The 14,374-nt window shown below is 61.2% G+C and carries 15 protein-coding genes; 3 read left to right on the top strand and 12 right to left on the bottom strand.

Translation table 11 applies throughout. The features are described 5' to 3' along the window. Positions 1 to 5 precede the first annotated feature (5 nt). Positions 6 to 224: a hypothetical protein gene (locus Mame_RS22140; protein WP_018066867.1), complete on the top strand. Its 219-nt coding sequence runs from the start codon at positions 6 to 8 to the stop codon at positions 222 to 224. Between the two features lie 145 nt (positions 225 to 369). On the opposite strand, the gene Mame_RS22135 is transcribed toward Mame_RS22140, so the two are convergent. Both Mame_RS22135 and Mame_RS22130 read right to left on the bottom strand, forming a co-directional pair. Continuing rightward, the gene (locus Mame_RS22135; protein ID WP_018066866.1) at positions 370 to 789 is read right to left on the bottom strand and encodes a PRC-barrel domain-containing protein; all 420 of its coding nucleotides are present in this window, start codon (positions 787 to 789) and stop codon (positions 370 to 372) included. A gap of 477 nt (positions 790 to 1,266) precedes the next feature. Next, positions 1,267 to 1,872 carry a TetR/AcrR family transcriptional regulator gene (locus Mame_RS22130; protein ID WP_018066865.1) on the bottom strand — a complete coding sequence of 202 codons (606 nt, stop codon included), beginning with the start codon at positions 1,870 to 1,872 and terminating at the stop codon, positions 1,267 to 1,269. 120 nt (positions 1,873 to 1,992) lie between these two features. On the opposite strand from Mame_RS22130, the gene Mame_RS22125 reads away from it, so the two are divergent. Then, a complete protein-coding gene (locus Mame_RS22125; RefSeq protein WP_018066864.1) occupies positions 1,993 to 3,021 on the top strand; it encodes an NAD-dependent epimerase/dehydratase family protein in 1,029 nt (342 codons plus the stop codon). 182 nt (positions 3,022 to 3,203) lie between these two features. Here Mame_RS22125 and Mame_RS22120 read toward each other — a convergent pair whose 3' ends face one another. Both Mame_RS22120 and Mame_RS22115 read right to left on the bottom strand, forming a co-directional pair. Next, on the bottom strand, positions 3,204 to 3,584 hold the full coding sequence (locus tag Mame_RS22120) for an ester cyclase (protein WP_018066863.1): 381 nt from the start codon (positions 3,582 to 3,584) through the stop codon (positions 3,204 to 3,206). A 226-nt stretch (positions 3,585 to 3,810) separates the two neighbouring features. Beyond that, on the bottom strand, positions 3,811 to 4,554 hold the full coding sequence (locus tag Mame_RS22115) for an SDR family NAD(P)-dependent oxidoreductase (RefSeq protein WP_018066862.1): 744 nt from the start codon (positions 4,552 to 4,554) through the stop codon (positions 3,811 to 3,813). 93 nt (positions 4,555 to 4,647) lie between these two features. Here Mame_RS22115 and Mame_RS22110 point away from each other — a divergent pair, with 93 nt between their 5' ends. After that, positions 4,648 to 5,229, top strand: coding sequence for a TetR/AcrR family transcriptional regulator (locus Mame_RS22110; RefSeq protein WP_018066861.1), 582 nt, complete (start codon positions 4,648 to 4,650; stop codon positions 5,227 to 5,229). A 357-nt stretch (positions 5,230 to 5,586) separates the two neighbouring features. On the opposite strand, the gene Mame_RS22105 is transcribed toward Mame_RS22110, so the two are convergent. From Mame_RS22105 to Mame_RS22070, 8 genes are read right to left on the bottom strand one after another with little or no spacing between them, the layout of a single operon-like run. Beyond that, positions 5,587 to 6,753 carry an alanine racemase gene (locus Mame_RS22105; protein ID WP_018066859.1) on the bottom strand — a complete coding sequence of 389 codons (1,167 nt, stop codon included), beginning with the start codon at positions 6,751 to 6,753 and terminating at the stop codon, positions 5,587 to 5,589. A 4-nt stretch (positions 6,754 to 6,757) separates the two neighbouring features. Beyond that, positions 6,758 to 8,599 carry an adenine deaminase gene (locus Mame_RS22100; RefSeq protein ID WP_018066858.1) on the bottom strand — a complete coding sequence of 614 codons (1,842 nt, stop codon included), beginning with the start codon at positions 8,597 to 8,599 and terminating at the stop codon, positions 6,758 to 6,760. A gap of 2 nt (positions 8,600 to 8,601) precedes the next feature. Further along, positions 8,602 to 9,228, bottom strand: coding sequence for a helix-turn-helix domain-containing protein (locus Mame_RS22095; protein ID WP_018066857.1), 627 nt, complete (start codon positions 9,226 to 9,228; stop codon positions 8,602 to 8,604). A 36-nt stretch (positions 9,229 to 9,264) separates the two neighbouring features. After that, entirely contained in the window at positions 9,265 to 10,197 is a 933-nt protein-coding gene (locus tag Mame_RS22090) for an N-carbamoyl-D-amino-acid hydrolase (RefSeq protein ID WP_018066856.1), read from the bottom strand. Beyond that, positions 10,194 to 11,270 (bottom strand): ABC transporter ATP-binding protein, encoded by a 1,077-nt coding sequence (locus Mame_RS22085; protein ID WP_018066855.1) that lies wholly within the window; start codon positions 11,268 to 11,270, stop codon positions 10,194 to 10,196. Before Mame_RS22085 ends, Mame_RS22090 begins: the two co-directional genes overlap by 4 nt. Positions 11,271 to 11,278: 8 nt before the next feature. Then, positions 11,279 to 12,070: an ABC transporter permease gene (locus tag Mame_RS22080; RefSeq protein ID WP_018066854.1), complete on the bottom strand. Its 792-nt coding sequence runs from the start codon at positions 12,068 to 12,070 to the stop codon at positions 11,279 to 11,281. Next, a complete protein-coding gene (locus Mame_RS22075) occupies positions 12,067 to 12,927 on the bottom strand; it encodes an ABC transporter permease (RefSeq protein WP_018066853.1) in 861 nt (286 codons plus the stop codon). Before Mame_RS22075 ends, Mame_RS22080 begins: the two co-directional genes overlap by 4 nt. 11 nt (positions 12,928 to 12,938) lie before the next feature. After that, the gene (locus tag Mame_RS22070) at positions 12,939 to 13,979 is read right to left on the bottom strand and encodes an ABC transporter substrate-binding protein (RefSeq protein ID WP_026173836.1); all 1,041 of its coding nucleotides are present in this window, start codon (positions 13,977 to 13,979) and stop codon (positions 12,939 to 12,941) included. Positions 13,980 to 14,374 lie beyond the last annotated feature (395 nt).

The following is a 14,374-nucleotide window of genomic DNA, read 5'->3' as shown; positions in this document are numbered from 1 at the left end:
AACCGATGGCAAATGCCGACAAGAAACATTTCGGACCGGGGTCACAGGGCAAGAGCAGTGGCGAAGGCGCGATGACGGACCTTGAAGACGAAATCCTGCCGAAGGACGAGGTTCTGTCCAACCGCGACAAGGCCCGCCATTCCAAGGAGCGCGGGCTTGACGGCAAGAACGTTCAGAACGAGGAATACAAGGACCAGAGCGCCAATCGTCGCGATAGCAAGTAAGTTTGCTTGCCCAAAGAATTGACAATAGCGTCAGGCTTTCGCCCGGCGCTTTGCTTTTTGCGTTCAGTTGCTTGGGTCCATCGAAGGCCCCGCCGGTTCGTACCAGCGGCGGCCAAGCGCTATGCGCTAACTAGAAATCTGGAAATCAATCCCACCATCCTTCGTCAACGCTTTCCCTCTCTTCCAGCTGCTCTTCGGAGAGGCGCGTGACGTAGTCGTAGCTTTTATCGTCAACGGCGACGAGCTTCACGTCTTCCACTGGCAGCATGACATGTTTGTCGCCAATATCGAGAAATCCGCCGACTTCGGCAACGATGCCGACCATTTTGCCTTCGCGGTTGAGGATCACATCTTCGATTTCACCGATATCATTCCATCCTGCGCCGGCTTCGGTGTAGTATGTTTCGGTAGCCCAAGAACCTTCGTCGTAAGCCTCATTCATGGTGTAGATGGTGCCGCCAGTGATGTCGCGGGTCCGGATCAGGTCGGAATAGTCGGTCATTTGAGCCAGAACTGGCGCCGAAATCAGAGCGGCTGCAGCGGTGGTTAGAAAAAGGCGTTTCATGGATTCCCTCCAAGCTAGTGTGCAAAACTATGACACGGTGCGATCAGTCGGCGTCGCATCTGCCATTGCCCGCCCTATTCCACAGCCCAGGCTTTTGTTCCGGTTTTTTTTCACTGTGGATCGGCCATTTTGTCGAAAGCCGCTGAACTTTGCCACGTTTGCCCAGACAGCTTGATCCGGCAATTTCAGGTTCTTCGGACTTGGATTCATCCCCTGCTCACGCTCGCCCCACGAGCGCGGCTTGCACCGCCATCGTTGTGAAGCTCTGGGACCCCATGGTCTTCAAATAGCCCAGACACTTAATGCGCCGATCAGCATCGAGCGACTATGCCGATTTTCAGTGGAGGGCGAGGAGGCGTTTGCGGATGAAAGCGTGCATTTTCAGCTTTCTGAGATTCTCGCCATCAGGTTCAAGGCACTGATGGGTTGCAATGATAACTTAACGCCGGTGTGGATAGCCCGATGTCCGCCTGCTCATTATCGGGTCTGGTTGGTTGCCGCAAAGGCCAGGATTAAGGCATCGATCACGGCGTGAAGTCTCGGCTCCATGTCGAGCCCGGCATGGACCGCTTGTTCCACATGAGCCGGATGGACAAAGACCGTGACCGCGTCGCGCACCACGCCGGCAGCGGCGTCGACGTCATGAATGCTGAACTCGCCACGCGCCACCCCGTCCTCCAGCACGTGCCGGACCAGAGCAGTCATGCGTCTCCCGTAATCGGCGACGAGATCCGGTCGCTCGGTCACGATCCGACGGTAGAGACCGTGGATCTCGGGGTCATCGCCGAGCTTGGCCCGCTTGCTGCGGTTGAGCGCCAGGACAAGGCCATGAAGCCGCTCTGACGCCGGGCCCTGGGCGTTGGCGAAGCGGGTCGCCAGGTCGGACTCTTCGTCCATGGTGCGTGCAGCAAGAGCGTCGAAGATCTCCGCCTTTGACTGAAAGTGCCGGTAGATCGCCGAATGCGACAGACCCATGGCCTTGGCGATATCAACGACGTTGGTCTTGGCTTCGCCGAAACGGCGGACTTGTTCGGCCGCCGTGTCGAGGATGCGGTCACGGGGATCGGAGACGGGGTTTTCCATGCGCGATTCCTAGTCGATCCATCGGGATTGAGCAATAAGTAACAGATTTCATATTTTGTATTGTGTAACAATCAACCCTGTGGCACCCTGCCTGGCACAAACGACATCCAGGAGATCGTCATGAGCCAGTTGCCCTCCCCGTCCCGCCTTGCCCTCGTCACCGGCGGATCCGGCTTCGTCGGCAAACATCTCATCCGCCGTCTGCTCTCGGACGGCTGGCGTGTCCGCGCGCTCGGCCGCAGCGCCGAAGCCTTGGCGCAGGTCCAGGCTTCGGGCGCTGAACCCATCATGGCCGATCTCTCAGATGTTGCGGCGCTCACATCTGCCATGGACGGAGTCGAGGTCGTGTTTCACGTCGCGGCACATTTCAAGCTCTGGGGCCAGATGTCCGTGTTCCGCCGGATCAACGTCGACGGCACACGCAACATCGTCGCAGCGGCCGAGCGGGCCGGCGTGCGCCGCATAGTCTATGTCAGTGCCGCAGCCGTCGTCATGGGACGCCCCGAACCGATGCGTGGCGTGAGCGAGGACGCGGCGCTGCACAGGATGCCCTTCGCCCACTACGCGGCCTCCAAGGCCGAGGCAGAGGAAATACTTCTCGCCGCGAATGGACGCCGCGACGGGTTCTTCACGGTGGCGATCCGCCCGCCCTTTATCTGGGGCCCGGAGATGCCGATGCTTGACCACATGGTCGAGACCGTCCGCGCGGGGCAGTTTCAATGGGTCGCGGGCGGCGGACAGGCGATGTCCACCTGCCACGTCGATAATTTGTGCCATGCCCTGCTCCTCGCCGCCGATCGCGGATCAGGCGGAAAAGCCTGGTTTGTGAGCGACGGCGAGGACACGACTTTGAAGTCGTTCCTGACCCGCCTTCTAGGCAGCCGCGGCGTAGCGCCGAAGGCGCGCACCGTGCCGTTCGGCGTCGCCTGGGCGATGGCCGGGCTAATCGGCGCGGTCTGGCGGACCTTCCGCCGCAGGGGCGAGCCGCCGATCACCCGGCAGATGCTGCGACTGATCGGCAAGGATTTCACCATCGACATCCGCCGTGCGCGCGAGGAACTTGGCTACGCACCGGTGATCTCGCCGGCCGAAGGCATCCGCGGTATGTACCCGAGCGTCGTCGATCAGCCAGGCGCGGCACCCGCGTAGCGCTCTACACACCCGTGACGGATGCCGCGAAGGCGAGGTTCTTCGGGCGATGAGGAGAAAATGAATGGGGCCGAGCGTAGGCGATCGGGTTTCGGCTATCAATTCCCGGAAAACGGACGCTATCGCGATTTTTTAGTCGCATTGGCGTCCGGCCCAAGCCGGTCATTGTCGCAAAAGGCGGTTCAAGCGATCTGACTTTCGATCGCGGCTTTATCGATCGCGGAGAACACATTGGCTATTTTGCCGCACTTCACCTCGTAAAACACGTTTTCTGCGAAAGAAATGCGTCGACCATTGATCTTCAAGCCAAGAAAACCGTCCTTTGGTGAGCAGTGAAACATCAACCTCGCCGCAATAAGGGGTGGGTCGCATGCCAGACGATCTATGACGAAATGCAGATCGGGGATGTCCTCGAAGTCTTTGACCAGCATCGAGCGATAGCCTGACAGCCCAAACGACCGACCATTGTGTTTGACATCGTCGGAAACGTACCGCCCCAGCTCGTCCCAATCTTGTCGATTCAGGCAATCGATGTAGGCGTGATAGAATTCGTGCAGCGTCATGTTGAAGACACCATTCGTTCAATCCTCTTTCCGTCGTGTGGACCAAAACGCGAGCGGTTCACTTTGCTATTCGCTCGCACCATGCATTGCGAGGCTCGCCACAGGAAGAGTAACCTCCTCGCGTTTTGCGGCAGTTACAAGGTTCGGTGTTGACGCGCAAAAGCTGCCCTTTTAGCAGTTTAGGAGCAAGCAAGCAGCGCCGCCAGCGTGCAAGGAACGTCGTCCGCTAAACGGCCACGAAGCCGCCGTCGACCAGCAGTTCTTCACCGCCCACAAAGCTGCTCTCCTGCGAGGCAAGGAAAAGCACCGCTTTGGCAATTTCCTCGGTCCGGGCGAGCCGCCCGAATGGAATGGCCTGCTGCATCCATGCCTCGGCTCCGTCGTTCTTTCGAAGATAGGTTGCCATCGCAGGCGTTAGCACCATGCCCGGAGATACTACGTTGACTCGGATTCCGCTGCTCTTGAGGTCTGTGGTCCAACTGCGTGCGAGCGCGCGAATTGCGGCCTTGGTGGCGCTGTAGATGGACAGGCTGGGAAAACCCTTCATGCCTGCGCCAGATCCCGCCAGCACGACGGCACCACCGGCGGACATCAGCGGCATCGCCTTCTGTACGGTGAAGACCGTACCTTTTACGTTGATGTCGAAGAGACGATCGAAATGAGACTCGTCGATATCGCCGAGGGCAGCCTGCTCGGAAATCCCGGCATTGGCAAAGACCACATCGACACGACCGTGATCACGCTTGATCCGTGCGTAGAGGCGATCAAGATCGGTTGCATTCGCAACATCGCCCTGCACGCCGACCACGCCGTTACCGATTTCGTCAACGGCAGCTTCAAGCCGGTCACGGCTGCGCCCGGTAACATAGATCAGCGCGCCTTCTGCAGCGAAGGATTTGGCCGTGGTCAAGCCGATCCCGTCTGTACCGCCGGTAACAACCACAACCTTGTTCTCGAATCTCTGAGCCATACCGTCCGTCCTTCCTTGTCAATAAGTGGAGTGTTGTTCCACTTGACTATATGGAGTACCACTCCACTTATCAAGTGTAGAAGGAACCAGACATTGCCTGATGGCCCACCGCTGCGCGCGGACGCCCAGCACAACAGAGACAAGATAATTGCCGCTGCCGAGGAAATTTTCCTGGAACGGGGGGCGACGGTTTCGATGAATGAGATCGCGAGGCACGCCGGTGTTGGAATCGGCACCCTGTATCGGCGCTTTCCGACACGCGAGGACCTTCTGGCCGCGGCCTACAGCGCCCGCTTCGTAGCCTTCGCCGAAGACATGCGCTCGCGCGCCAAGGTGACAGATAGCCTTTCGGCAATGCGCGCCTACCTCGAGGAACTCGTGCACCATACAGCCGTTTACAGAGGCTTCGCTGCCTCGCTCGGAATCGTGTTGACGACGGGTACGGCTGGATGCATTGCCACCACCCGGGTCGGTCGTTGCCTCTTGCAGACCGCACAGGACGCTGGCCAAATCCGGCCCGATATCACCTTCAACGATCTGGTATGCGTCGCAACGGCAATCTCGCTCGCGGTGGAGCAGAATGGGGCGTCAAAGTCCCGCATCGCGCTTCTCGTAAATGTCTTTACAGATGGAATTATCGTCCGTTCGTCAGACCGAAACGCCGGTTTGCTGTAGGCGATGCACTGAACAGTTTTGGATTTGGCAACCGAAACGAGGGTGCTGAGCCCCTAGGTTGTCTGCCGGAGCTCAGTTACATAGCCCGTTCTGACGGCTATTTCAGGTCTTGAAGGGATATGAACCTTCGACCGGTAGTTCGCCAGTCACAAATCAAGGAAAATCCGTGCCTTGACCTTCAACGTATCGATATGGAACCCGACGCTGCCTGCGGCAGGATGCCTGACGAAGGCGACTTCCGCTATGCCCGCCGGAATGAAGCTGCCGGTGCATTGAAACATGGTGGGTGGGCCTGGCCGTTTAGCGAGCGCTGCAGTTTCGCCCTTCCTTCCAGCCGCCATATGCGCACTTTTGTCATTATTGTTGATTGCGGTTGGCGACAGCTCTTCGCGTCGCATCGATTGCAAGCGGTGATGCTTGTCCGTCGTCAAGCAGGAAAAGGCGGGGCGCGAGGTTGACGACGACGCAGGCGTGGTTGGGATAGATCAGCAGTTGCGCGCCGATGGCAAGGTCGCTGCCATTGCGCGCGACCATGCCGTGCTCCTCCGACAGCTTTTCGACGGAAAGCGGCCGTTCGAGCTCCGCGCTCCACGCCTCGCCGAAACCTGTGCCCGAACCCGTGCTGTGCGGGCCGAGGTCGGAGCTTAGCGTCTTCGAACCCGCGTCGACAATGTAGAAATCGTGGTTCTTCGAGATGATCGTCGCGGAGACGGCGAGCGAAAGGCTGTCGCGCCCGACAATGCCAAGGCGGACGGCGGTCATGTCGAAGAAGACATAATTGCCCGGCCGGATCTCATCGATGCCGTCGAAACCGTCATGGGCGATGAGGGATGGCGTGCTGCCGACGGAGATCAGCGGCACGGCAATGCCGTGGCGCCGGAGCCTTTCTCTGAAATCGAGAAGAATGCGCCGCTCCGTCGCGGCCACCGCGCGGATGCCGTTCGCATTGCCGGCGCCATAGGCCTGACCGGCATGGGACAGGAGCCCGCAGAACGTCAGCCGGGACGCTTCAAGCTTCTGCGCCAGCGCGATGCCGGTTTCGGCCAGGGGATCAACACCGCAGCGATGCAGGCCGACATCGACCTTGATGAAGACATCGGCCGTCTGTCCGGCCTTTGCGGCGCCGGCCTCCAAGGCTTCAAGGCCGGCCATGCTGTCGGCAATGAAGCGGACCCGGACATCGTGCGCGCCGGCGAGCGTCAGAAGGCGGGCCACCGGTTCCGGGCGGACCAGCGGATAGGCGAGCGTGACCGGCGAGAAGCCGCCACGGATGAAGACGGCCGCCTCGCCCGGATGCGAGGCCGTCACGCCGCTGGCGCCGGCATCGCGCTGCAGGCCGGCAATGGCCAACGATTTATGCGTCTTGATGTGCGGATGAAGCGCGACGCCGCCGTCTGCGGCAATCGCCTGCATGCGCGCGATATTGGCTTTCAGGCGCGCCGCGTCGACAACGACCGAGGGCGTTTCGAGCTCCTCCACGCCTTCGAATGCCGGACGGGCGGCGGTTTCCGCAGTGATGCTCATGGCCTTACCAGACGATCCTGTGCGTTTCGCCCGTCGCGACATTGACGAGCCCCTCCGGCGCATAATCCGACGGCGCGACCAGGACCCAGCGCCAGGGCGCGCAGGTCAGCGTGGCGAAGGCGAGGCGTTCGGGAAAGCCCGCCCACCAGCGCGGCGAGGAGGACGGCTCGAACATCCATTCGATCTTTTCGCCTTCCGCATAGAGCGCCTGCATGTCGGCATCGAGGTCTTCTGCGGAGCGTTGCGACATCAGTCCGGCGATCTCGTAGCGCACGGTGGCGACCACCTTGTTGTCGCGCACCAGCGCCCAGCCGCCGCCGGTTTCGATCAGCGCATTGACGGCCGTCGCCATTGCCTGATCGGAAGAGCCGACGCACCAGATGTTATGCTTGTCATGGGCAAGCGAGCTTGCAAGCGCGCAGTCCGGCGTCTTCGGTCCCGTGCCGGCCCAGAACATTTTCGAGACGGACTTTCTGCCGGAAAACCGGTCGACGATGGCGAATTTGGTGATGTTTTGCGCCGTGTCGCGCTGAACGAAGCCGCCCTCCACCGGCAGCTCATAGGTCAGGAAATCGTCTTCCCAGTGGAACGGGCGCAACACCGCCGCCGTCATCATATAGCGACCGGCCTCGGCAGGAATTGCGAAGTCGGCGGCCTCGAAAGTGCCGCCGGTATTGACCGTGTCGCGGGCCCAGTCCGGCCAGACGATTGCGGGGACGGGAAGAATGTAGTCCGTGCCGCGGGAGACCTGTTTTCCATCGGCCCAGACCTCGGCGATCTCGAAGCTTTCGAGGTCGGAGAGAAGCACGATATCGGCAAAACGACCGGGCGCGATCGTGCCCACCCAGGGCGTCAGCCGCATGTGCCGGGCCGGGTTGATGGTGACGCACTGAATGGCGATTTCGGGCGCGAGGCCGGACTGGATCGCAAGGCGGACATTGTAATCGGTCGCGCCCTTCTGCAGGGTTTCCGAAGCCGAGCGGTCGTCGGTGGCAAATGCGATCTGCGACCAGTCGGCAAGACCGCGTTCCAGCAGGCCCTTGATGACATCGGGCATGGAGTGAGGTCTCAGCTCGGCAAACAGCCCGTGGGTGAGCTTGTCCCAGAACTCCTCCGCCGTCCACGCCTCGTGGTCGGATGCCAGACCCGCGGCGGCAAAGGCATTGATCGTCGGAAGGTCCCGGATGCCCGCGGCATGACCCTCGACCACGCCGCGGGCGGCGAAGGTGGCCTCGATCATGCCCCAGAGCCGTTCGTGAGAGCCGTTTTCCGGGTTCCAGACGGCCGGCCAGTCCATCACCTCGTCGAGGCCCGCGACCATCAGGCTGCCGGCCATGAAGTCGCGCTGCTCGTCATGGCCGAGATAGCCGCCGCCATGTTCATAGGCCGTCGGCGGAACGGCGGAACCCGGAAGCGGAAAGATCTTCAGCGGCGAGCCGTGCTGGCGCGCCGTCATCCAGAAATCGAGCGTCTTCGAACCGCGCACATTGGAGAATTCATGGCTCGCCTCGCAGGTCCAGGTATTGCCGCGCGGCATCACCAGCGCCGCCTCCCATTCCGGCGTCAGGTGCGAGCTTTCGATATGCTTGTGCACTTCGCCGAGGCCGGGAATGGCCATCAGGTCTGGGCGCTCGTCAATGACATCGCACGGTCCCGGCCATGACCCGGCGGGCCCGACATAGGCGATCCGGTCGGCAGCGATGACGATCTCCTGATGGTCGGACCACGTCCGGGTTGCCGTGTCGAGCAGCCGGCCGACACGCAGGATACGGTCGGCCGGCGCCTTTCCAAGCGCGACAAGGGTCAGCCGCTGGCGCAGCCGAACTTCGGATTTCGCATCGATCATGATTACACCGTGAGGTGGTCCGGCGCCGCGCCGGAACCGGAATAGCAGATGGAAAGAATGCGGGCATTGCCGGGGCCGGTGGCGTAGAACCCGTGCTCCGATGCCGCGTCGAAATAGACGGTGTCGCCCTCGGCCAGGATGACCGGGGCGTAAGGGACCATCTCGAAGATCACATTGCCCGAAAGCACATAGACGAATTCCTCGCCGCTATGGGCGCTGCGGGCCGGTTCCGCCCGGTCGGCGCGCGCCGGAATGTCGATCACCATCGGCGTCAGGGCCTTGGCGGCGAGTTCGGTGGCAAGCAGCCGGTAGACGCCCATGTCGTTTTCGAGCCGCTTGCCCTCCCCCCGGCGATTGATGGTCCGGGCCGCGCGGGCGAAACGTGCGCTTCCGGAACGGCCTTCGAGAAGGTCGGCAAAGTCGACGCCAAGACCGCTCGAAAGTCGGGTCAGCACCGAAAAGGCCGGCTGGCTCTGACCGTTCTCGATCTTGGAAAGCGCCGAGATCGAGACCCCGGTGCGCTTCGACAATTCGGCAAGCGTCCAGCCGTTCTCCCGGCGCATGTCCGACAGGATACGGGCAACCGAACCGGCCTCATGCTCGGCCGTCATGGCCTCAGTGTCTTGCATTTCTGTCTCCTCCCGGCTGCTACAGTCTTCATGCATTCAGTCCGATACCGGCCCCCTGGTCTCGACGATCAGCCGGTAGGCTTCCGGTTCGCGGTGGCGGGCGAAGTCGAAAATGGTCTTGCGGTAAAGGGCCGCCATGTCGAGATCGCATTTCGCCACGATCACCTCGTCGGCGGTTGAGGTTGCCATGGCGACGATCTGACCGGACGGGGCGACGATCATCGACTGGCCGATCAGGTTCGAACCTTCCTCGTGTCCCGCCTTCGCCGTCGCGATCACCCAGTTGGAATTCTGGTAGGCGCCGGCCTGGAGCGAAAGCTGGTTGTGGAACTGGGTCAGGCTGTCGAAATCGAAATGGCCGGTATGGTCGTCGGGCGTGTTGTAGCCGACAAGGATCATCTCCGAGCCCTTCAGCGCCATCACCCGATAGGTCTCCGGCCAGCGGCGGTCGTTGCAGATCGCCATGCCGATGCGCGTTCCCATGGTCTCGAACACTTTGAAGCCGAGATTTCCGGGCTCGAAATAGTATTTTTCGAGGTGCTGCGCGGTCCTGCCGGGCTGCGGCCTGTCCCAGCCCGGCAGATGGATCTTGCGGTATGTGCCGACAATCTCGCCGTTCCTGTCGACAAGGATGGCGGTGTTGTAGCGATGCTTCACGCCGTTCTCGACCGCCAGTTCCGCATAACCCAAATAGAACCCGATCTTCAGCCGCCTGGCCGTCTCAAACAGAGGCCGTGTGTCCGGCCCCGGCATCTCCGTCTCGTAAAACGCGTCGATTTCGTCCGGGTCTGTCATGTGCCAGCGCGGAAAGAAGGTCGTCAGTGTCAGTTCGGGAAAGACGACGAGCTCCGCCCCCCTGGACGCTGCTTCTCCAAGAAGCGCGATCAGGCGCTCGACAACGGCCTTGCGGGTGTCCAAGCGGGCGATCGGCCCCAGCTGGGCCGCGGCGGCGACGATGGTCCGGCTCATGACGCCTCCCCCTCGTCTTCCAGAATGCAGCAATGGGTGAAATCGAAGGCAAGGCCGACATTCCGTTCTGCCTCGATCGGGGTCGAGAGCGCGCCATTGGCGATCAGAACGCCTGCGGCGGTCTCGATCTTGTACTTGTATGCGCGGCCGAGATAGGAGCGCATATGGGTCTTGCCGGCAATCGCATTGTCATGGCCCGCATCCGTCAGGGTCAGGCCTTCCGGGCGAGCGCCGATGACGAAGCGCTCCGGCAGCGGGCCGGTCTTGCCCTCGTCGAGGTCGATCCGCTCGCCGCCTGCAAGCTCCGCCGTCACCGTCGCGCCATTACGGGCGACGACATGCATCGCGATCAAATTGTCGAAGCCGACGAAGCGGGCGACGAAGGCATTGACCGGTCGCGTGTAGAGCACTTCGGGCGTATCAAGCTGGACGATGTTGCCGGCATTCATGATCGCCACGCGGTCGGAAATGGAAAAGGCCTCTTCCTGGTCGTGGGTCACATAGATGGCGGTGCGGCGATTGGCCTTCTGCAGCTCGCGGATTTCCACCCGCATGTCGACGCGCAGCTTGGCATCGAGGTTGGAAAGCGGCTCGTCGAACATCAGGAGCGGCGGATCGATGGCGAGCGCGCGGGCGACGGCAACGCGCTGGCGCTGTCCGCCGGAAAGGGCGGCTGGAAGACGGTCGGCAAAGCTCGAAAGCCCGACGCGCTCCAGCATGCCGGCCACGCGTTTCTGCCGTTCGGCGGGCGCCACCTTGCGCTGCTTCAGTCCGAAGCCGACATTTTCGGCGACGGTCAGATGCGGGAACAGCGCATAGTTCTGGAACACGATGCCGGCATCGCGTTTGTGCGGCGGCAGACCGGTGACATCGCGCCCGGCGACCGAAATCTGCCCGCCCGTCGGCTGCAGGAAGCCCGCAAGCAGCCGCAGCGTCGTGGTCTTGCCGCAGCCGCTGGAGCCGAGAAGCGAGACCAGTTCGCCCTCGCCGACGGACAGGTTCAGCCCGTGCAGGACCTGCGTCGTGCCGTAATGGGCGGTGACATTGTTGAGGATGACGGCGTTCTCAGCCATGAAAACTCCTATTGAACGGTCTTCGACAGACCGAGGCTGCGCTCGATCAGCATCATGACGAGAATGGTGACGCCCATCAGCAGCACGGAAACGGCGCTGACGGTCGGATCGAAGAACTGCTGCACATAGGTGAAGACCTCGATCGGCAGGGTGGAGATGCCGGGCCCGGTCAGGAACAGCGCCACGGCCATGTCATTCAGCGAGGTGATGAAGGCGAGCACCATGCCGGCAATCACGCCCGAGCGGATATTGGGCAGGACGATGGTCCAGAACGCCTTGACCGGATGCATGCCGAGGCTGATGGCGGCCTCCTGGATGGAAAAATCGAAGCCCGCAAGGCTCGCCCCGATCACCCGCACCATATAGGGCAGGCACAGGATCGCATGGCCGAGGATCAGCGACGGCAGGATCGGCAGTTGAAACTGGACGATCAGCGTCTTCAGCAGCGAAAAGCCGAAGACGATTTCCGGGATGAAGAACGGCAGGAAGAACACCGAGCCGTACCACCCGGGAATCTTCATCCTGTAGCGCGTCAGCGCATAGGCGGCCGCGAGACCGGTGACCAGCGCGATCAGCGTGCCGCCGACGGCCACCTGCATCGATATGATGAAGGTGTCGAGAAAGCCGCTGTGATTGAACACATTGGCATACCATTTGAGCGTGAAGCCCTGCGGCGGGAAGGCGAGATAGGGCGTGTCGGAGACGGACGTGCCGATGACGATCACGATCGGCCCCGCCAGGAACAGGATCACCAGCCAACCGAACAGTTTTGACAGTGGATGAATGCGGCGTCCGGTCAATGCACTGCCCTCCGGGCCGAGATGCGGCTGGCGATCGTGCCGAGCACCACGACGCAAAAGATCGCGGTTGCCATCATGATCGCGGCAATGGTGTTGGCCACGCCCCAGTCGAACGAGATCATCGCCTTCTGGTAAAGCAGTGTCGCCAGCGTCATCTGCGGCTCGCCGCCGAGAAGCGTCGGCGTGACGAAGGTGGCGAGCGACCCGGTGAACACCAAGATCGAACCGACGATCATGCCGGGCACGGCGAGCGGCAGCGTGACCTGAAAGAAGACGGACGCGGGAGAGGCGCCGAGCGAGCCGGCCGCGAGATAGAGGTCGTCCTCGATATTTTCGAGCACGCCGACCAGCGACAGGATCATCAGCGGCGTGAACAGATAGGCAAGGCCGGCGATCACCGCGCCCTGCGTGAACAGCATTTCGAGGGGTTCGCTGATGATGCCGAGCTTGATCAGCGCGGTGTTGACCACGCCGTTGCGCCCGAGGATCGCCATGAAGGAGAAGGAGCGGACGACCACGCTGGTCAGAAGCGGGAACACCGACAGGATCAGCAGGACGCGCTTCACGCCTTGGGACGCATTGGCGATCATGTAGGCGCCGCCGAAGCCGAGGACGAGCGCCGTCAGCGTCGACAGGAAGGCAATGCGGAACGAACGGATCATCACCGTTCGGTTATAGCTGTCGGCGAAGAAATCGCGGTAGTTGGCGAAAAGCCCGGCCGGATTGGAGAAGCTTTCGGCAAGCGTGCCCGCCACCGGAATGACCAGGATGAAAACCAGCACCGCGGTTGCCGGCAGAACCAGCAACCACGGGCCAAGAGCGCTGATGCGCTGCACGATGGAGACGCGGGACGACAATTTGGATTCCGTCAGCGCCCGAAGACGTCGTTCCAGCGACGCTCCCAGTCGTCATTGACGTCGAGCAGCTTGTCGTAGGGCGTCGGCTGCATGCTGAGCACGGCCTTTTCGCCATAGACGAGCTGGGAGGCCTGCTCCGGCGTCAGTTCCACGGTCTTGTTGACCGGGCCGGAACCGCTGACCAGTTCGATCGCCGCGTCCTTCTGGGCCTGCATCGAGATCGAGAAATCGATGAAGGCAAGGGCGAGGTCCTTGTGCTTGGCGTTCTTCGGGATGTTGTAGGTGTTCATCATCCGGAAATCGCCTTCCGAAAGCTCGGCCCAGCCGATATTCGGGTTGGCGGCCTGGATCGCCGGGAAGGCATAGTCCTGTGCGAGACCGATAAAGGCCTCGCCGGTCGACAGAAGATTGGTGAGCTCCGAGCCGGAGGAGAAGGTCTTGACGATATTCGGCTTCAGTTCGGCCATCTTGGCAAAGGCGGTGTCCGGGTCATCGAACGCGTCGGAACCGACGCATTTACCGGCCATCATCACCGTCAGCGGACCGCCGGTCGTGTTGAAGGCTGGCATGGCGATGGCGCCGGCGAAGTCGTCGCGCCACAGATCGCACCACGAGGTGACCGGCGTGTCGGTGCGGGTCTTGTCGTAGACGATGCCATAACGACCGAAGGTGTAGGCCGGGCCGTATTCCCCCTGCGGGTTCTTGGCGGCATCATAGAGCTCGTCGAAATTCGAAAGCTTGGAGGAATCGATTTTCTCGAAAGCGCCTTGATTGATGCCGATCTGCGAGAACTTGTCTGTCAGCAGAATGACGTCGACCCCGCCGCGAATGCGCGCCTTGTTGAGCCGTTCCGGAGCGCCGCCGGTTTCGACGACGATCCTGACATCATGCGCCTTTTCGAAGGGTTCGAAGATGAAGGGCTCGTAAAACTCGTTCGAATAGCCCCAGTTGGAAACGACGAAGGTTTCCTCGGCATGGGCCGAAACGGCGGGAAGGGCAAGGAGAAGCGAGGCAACGGCGCTCACCCTGAGAAAAGACGTGGAAAGCGGCATGCGGAGGTCCTTCAATATCTCGAACAGGAAAACTTTTTTCCAAGTAGAGAATTATTGGAGAGATGTCAATTTTTATGCAGTGGCATCTTGTGCCTAAATTATAGGCCGAACCTCTCCTGCATATCTCGAAAACCTTTCTGAACGTCTCCAGAACGTTTTCGACGAGGAGGCTCCTGAAGTTCTTGGGAGCGTTTTGTTGGCTTTCGGCATGCTGATCTCCAAGCGGACAATGCCCTGCAACTGGCGGCGATCGAGATGATTTTATCGTTATGCTCGGAGCCGTCCACATATCCAACGGCAACGAGTGGTAGCTATTAACTTTACGATGCCGTGCGAAATGCAATTCATCGCGGGTGATCACGATCATGAAGTTACCGCGCGCCTCCAGAGTCACG

Source organism: Martelella mediterranea DSM 17316, from assembly GCF_002043005.1.
GTDB classification, from domain to species: domain Bacteria; phylum Pseudomonadota; class Alphaproteobacteria; order Rhizobiales; family Rhizobiaceae; genus Martelella; species Martelella mediterranea.
Note: the sequence above shows the minus strand (reverse complement) of the source record. Positions and strands in the feature narration are given on the sequence as shown.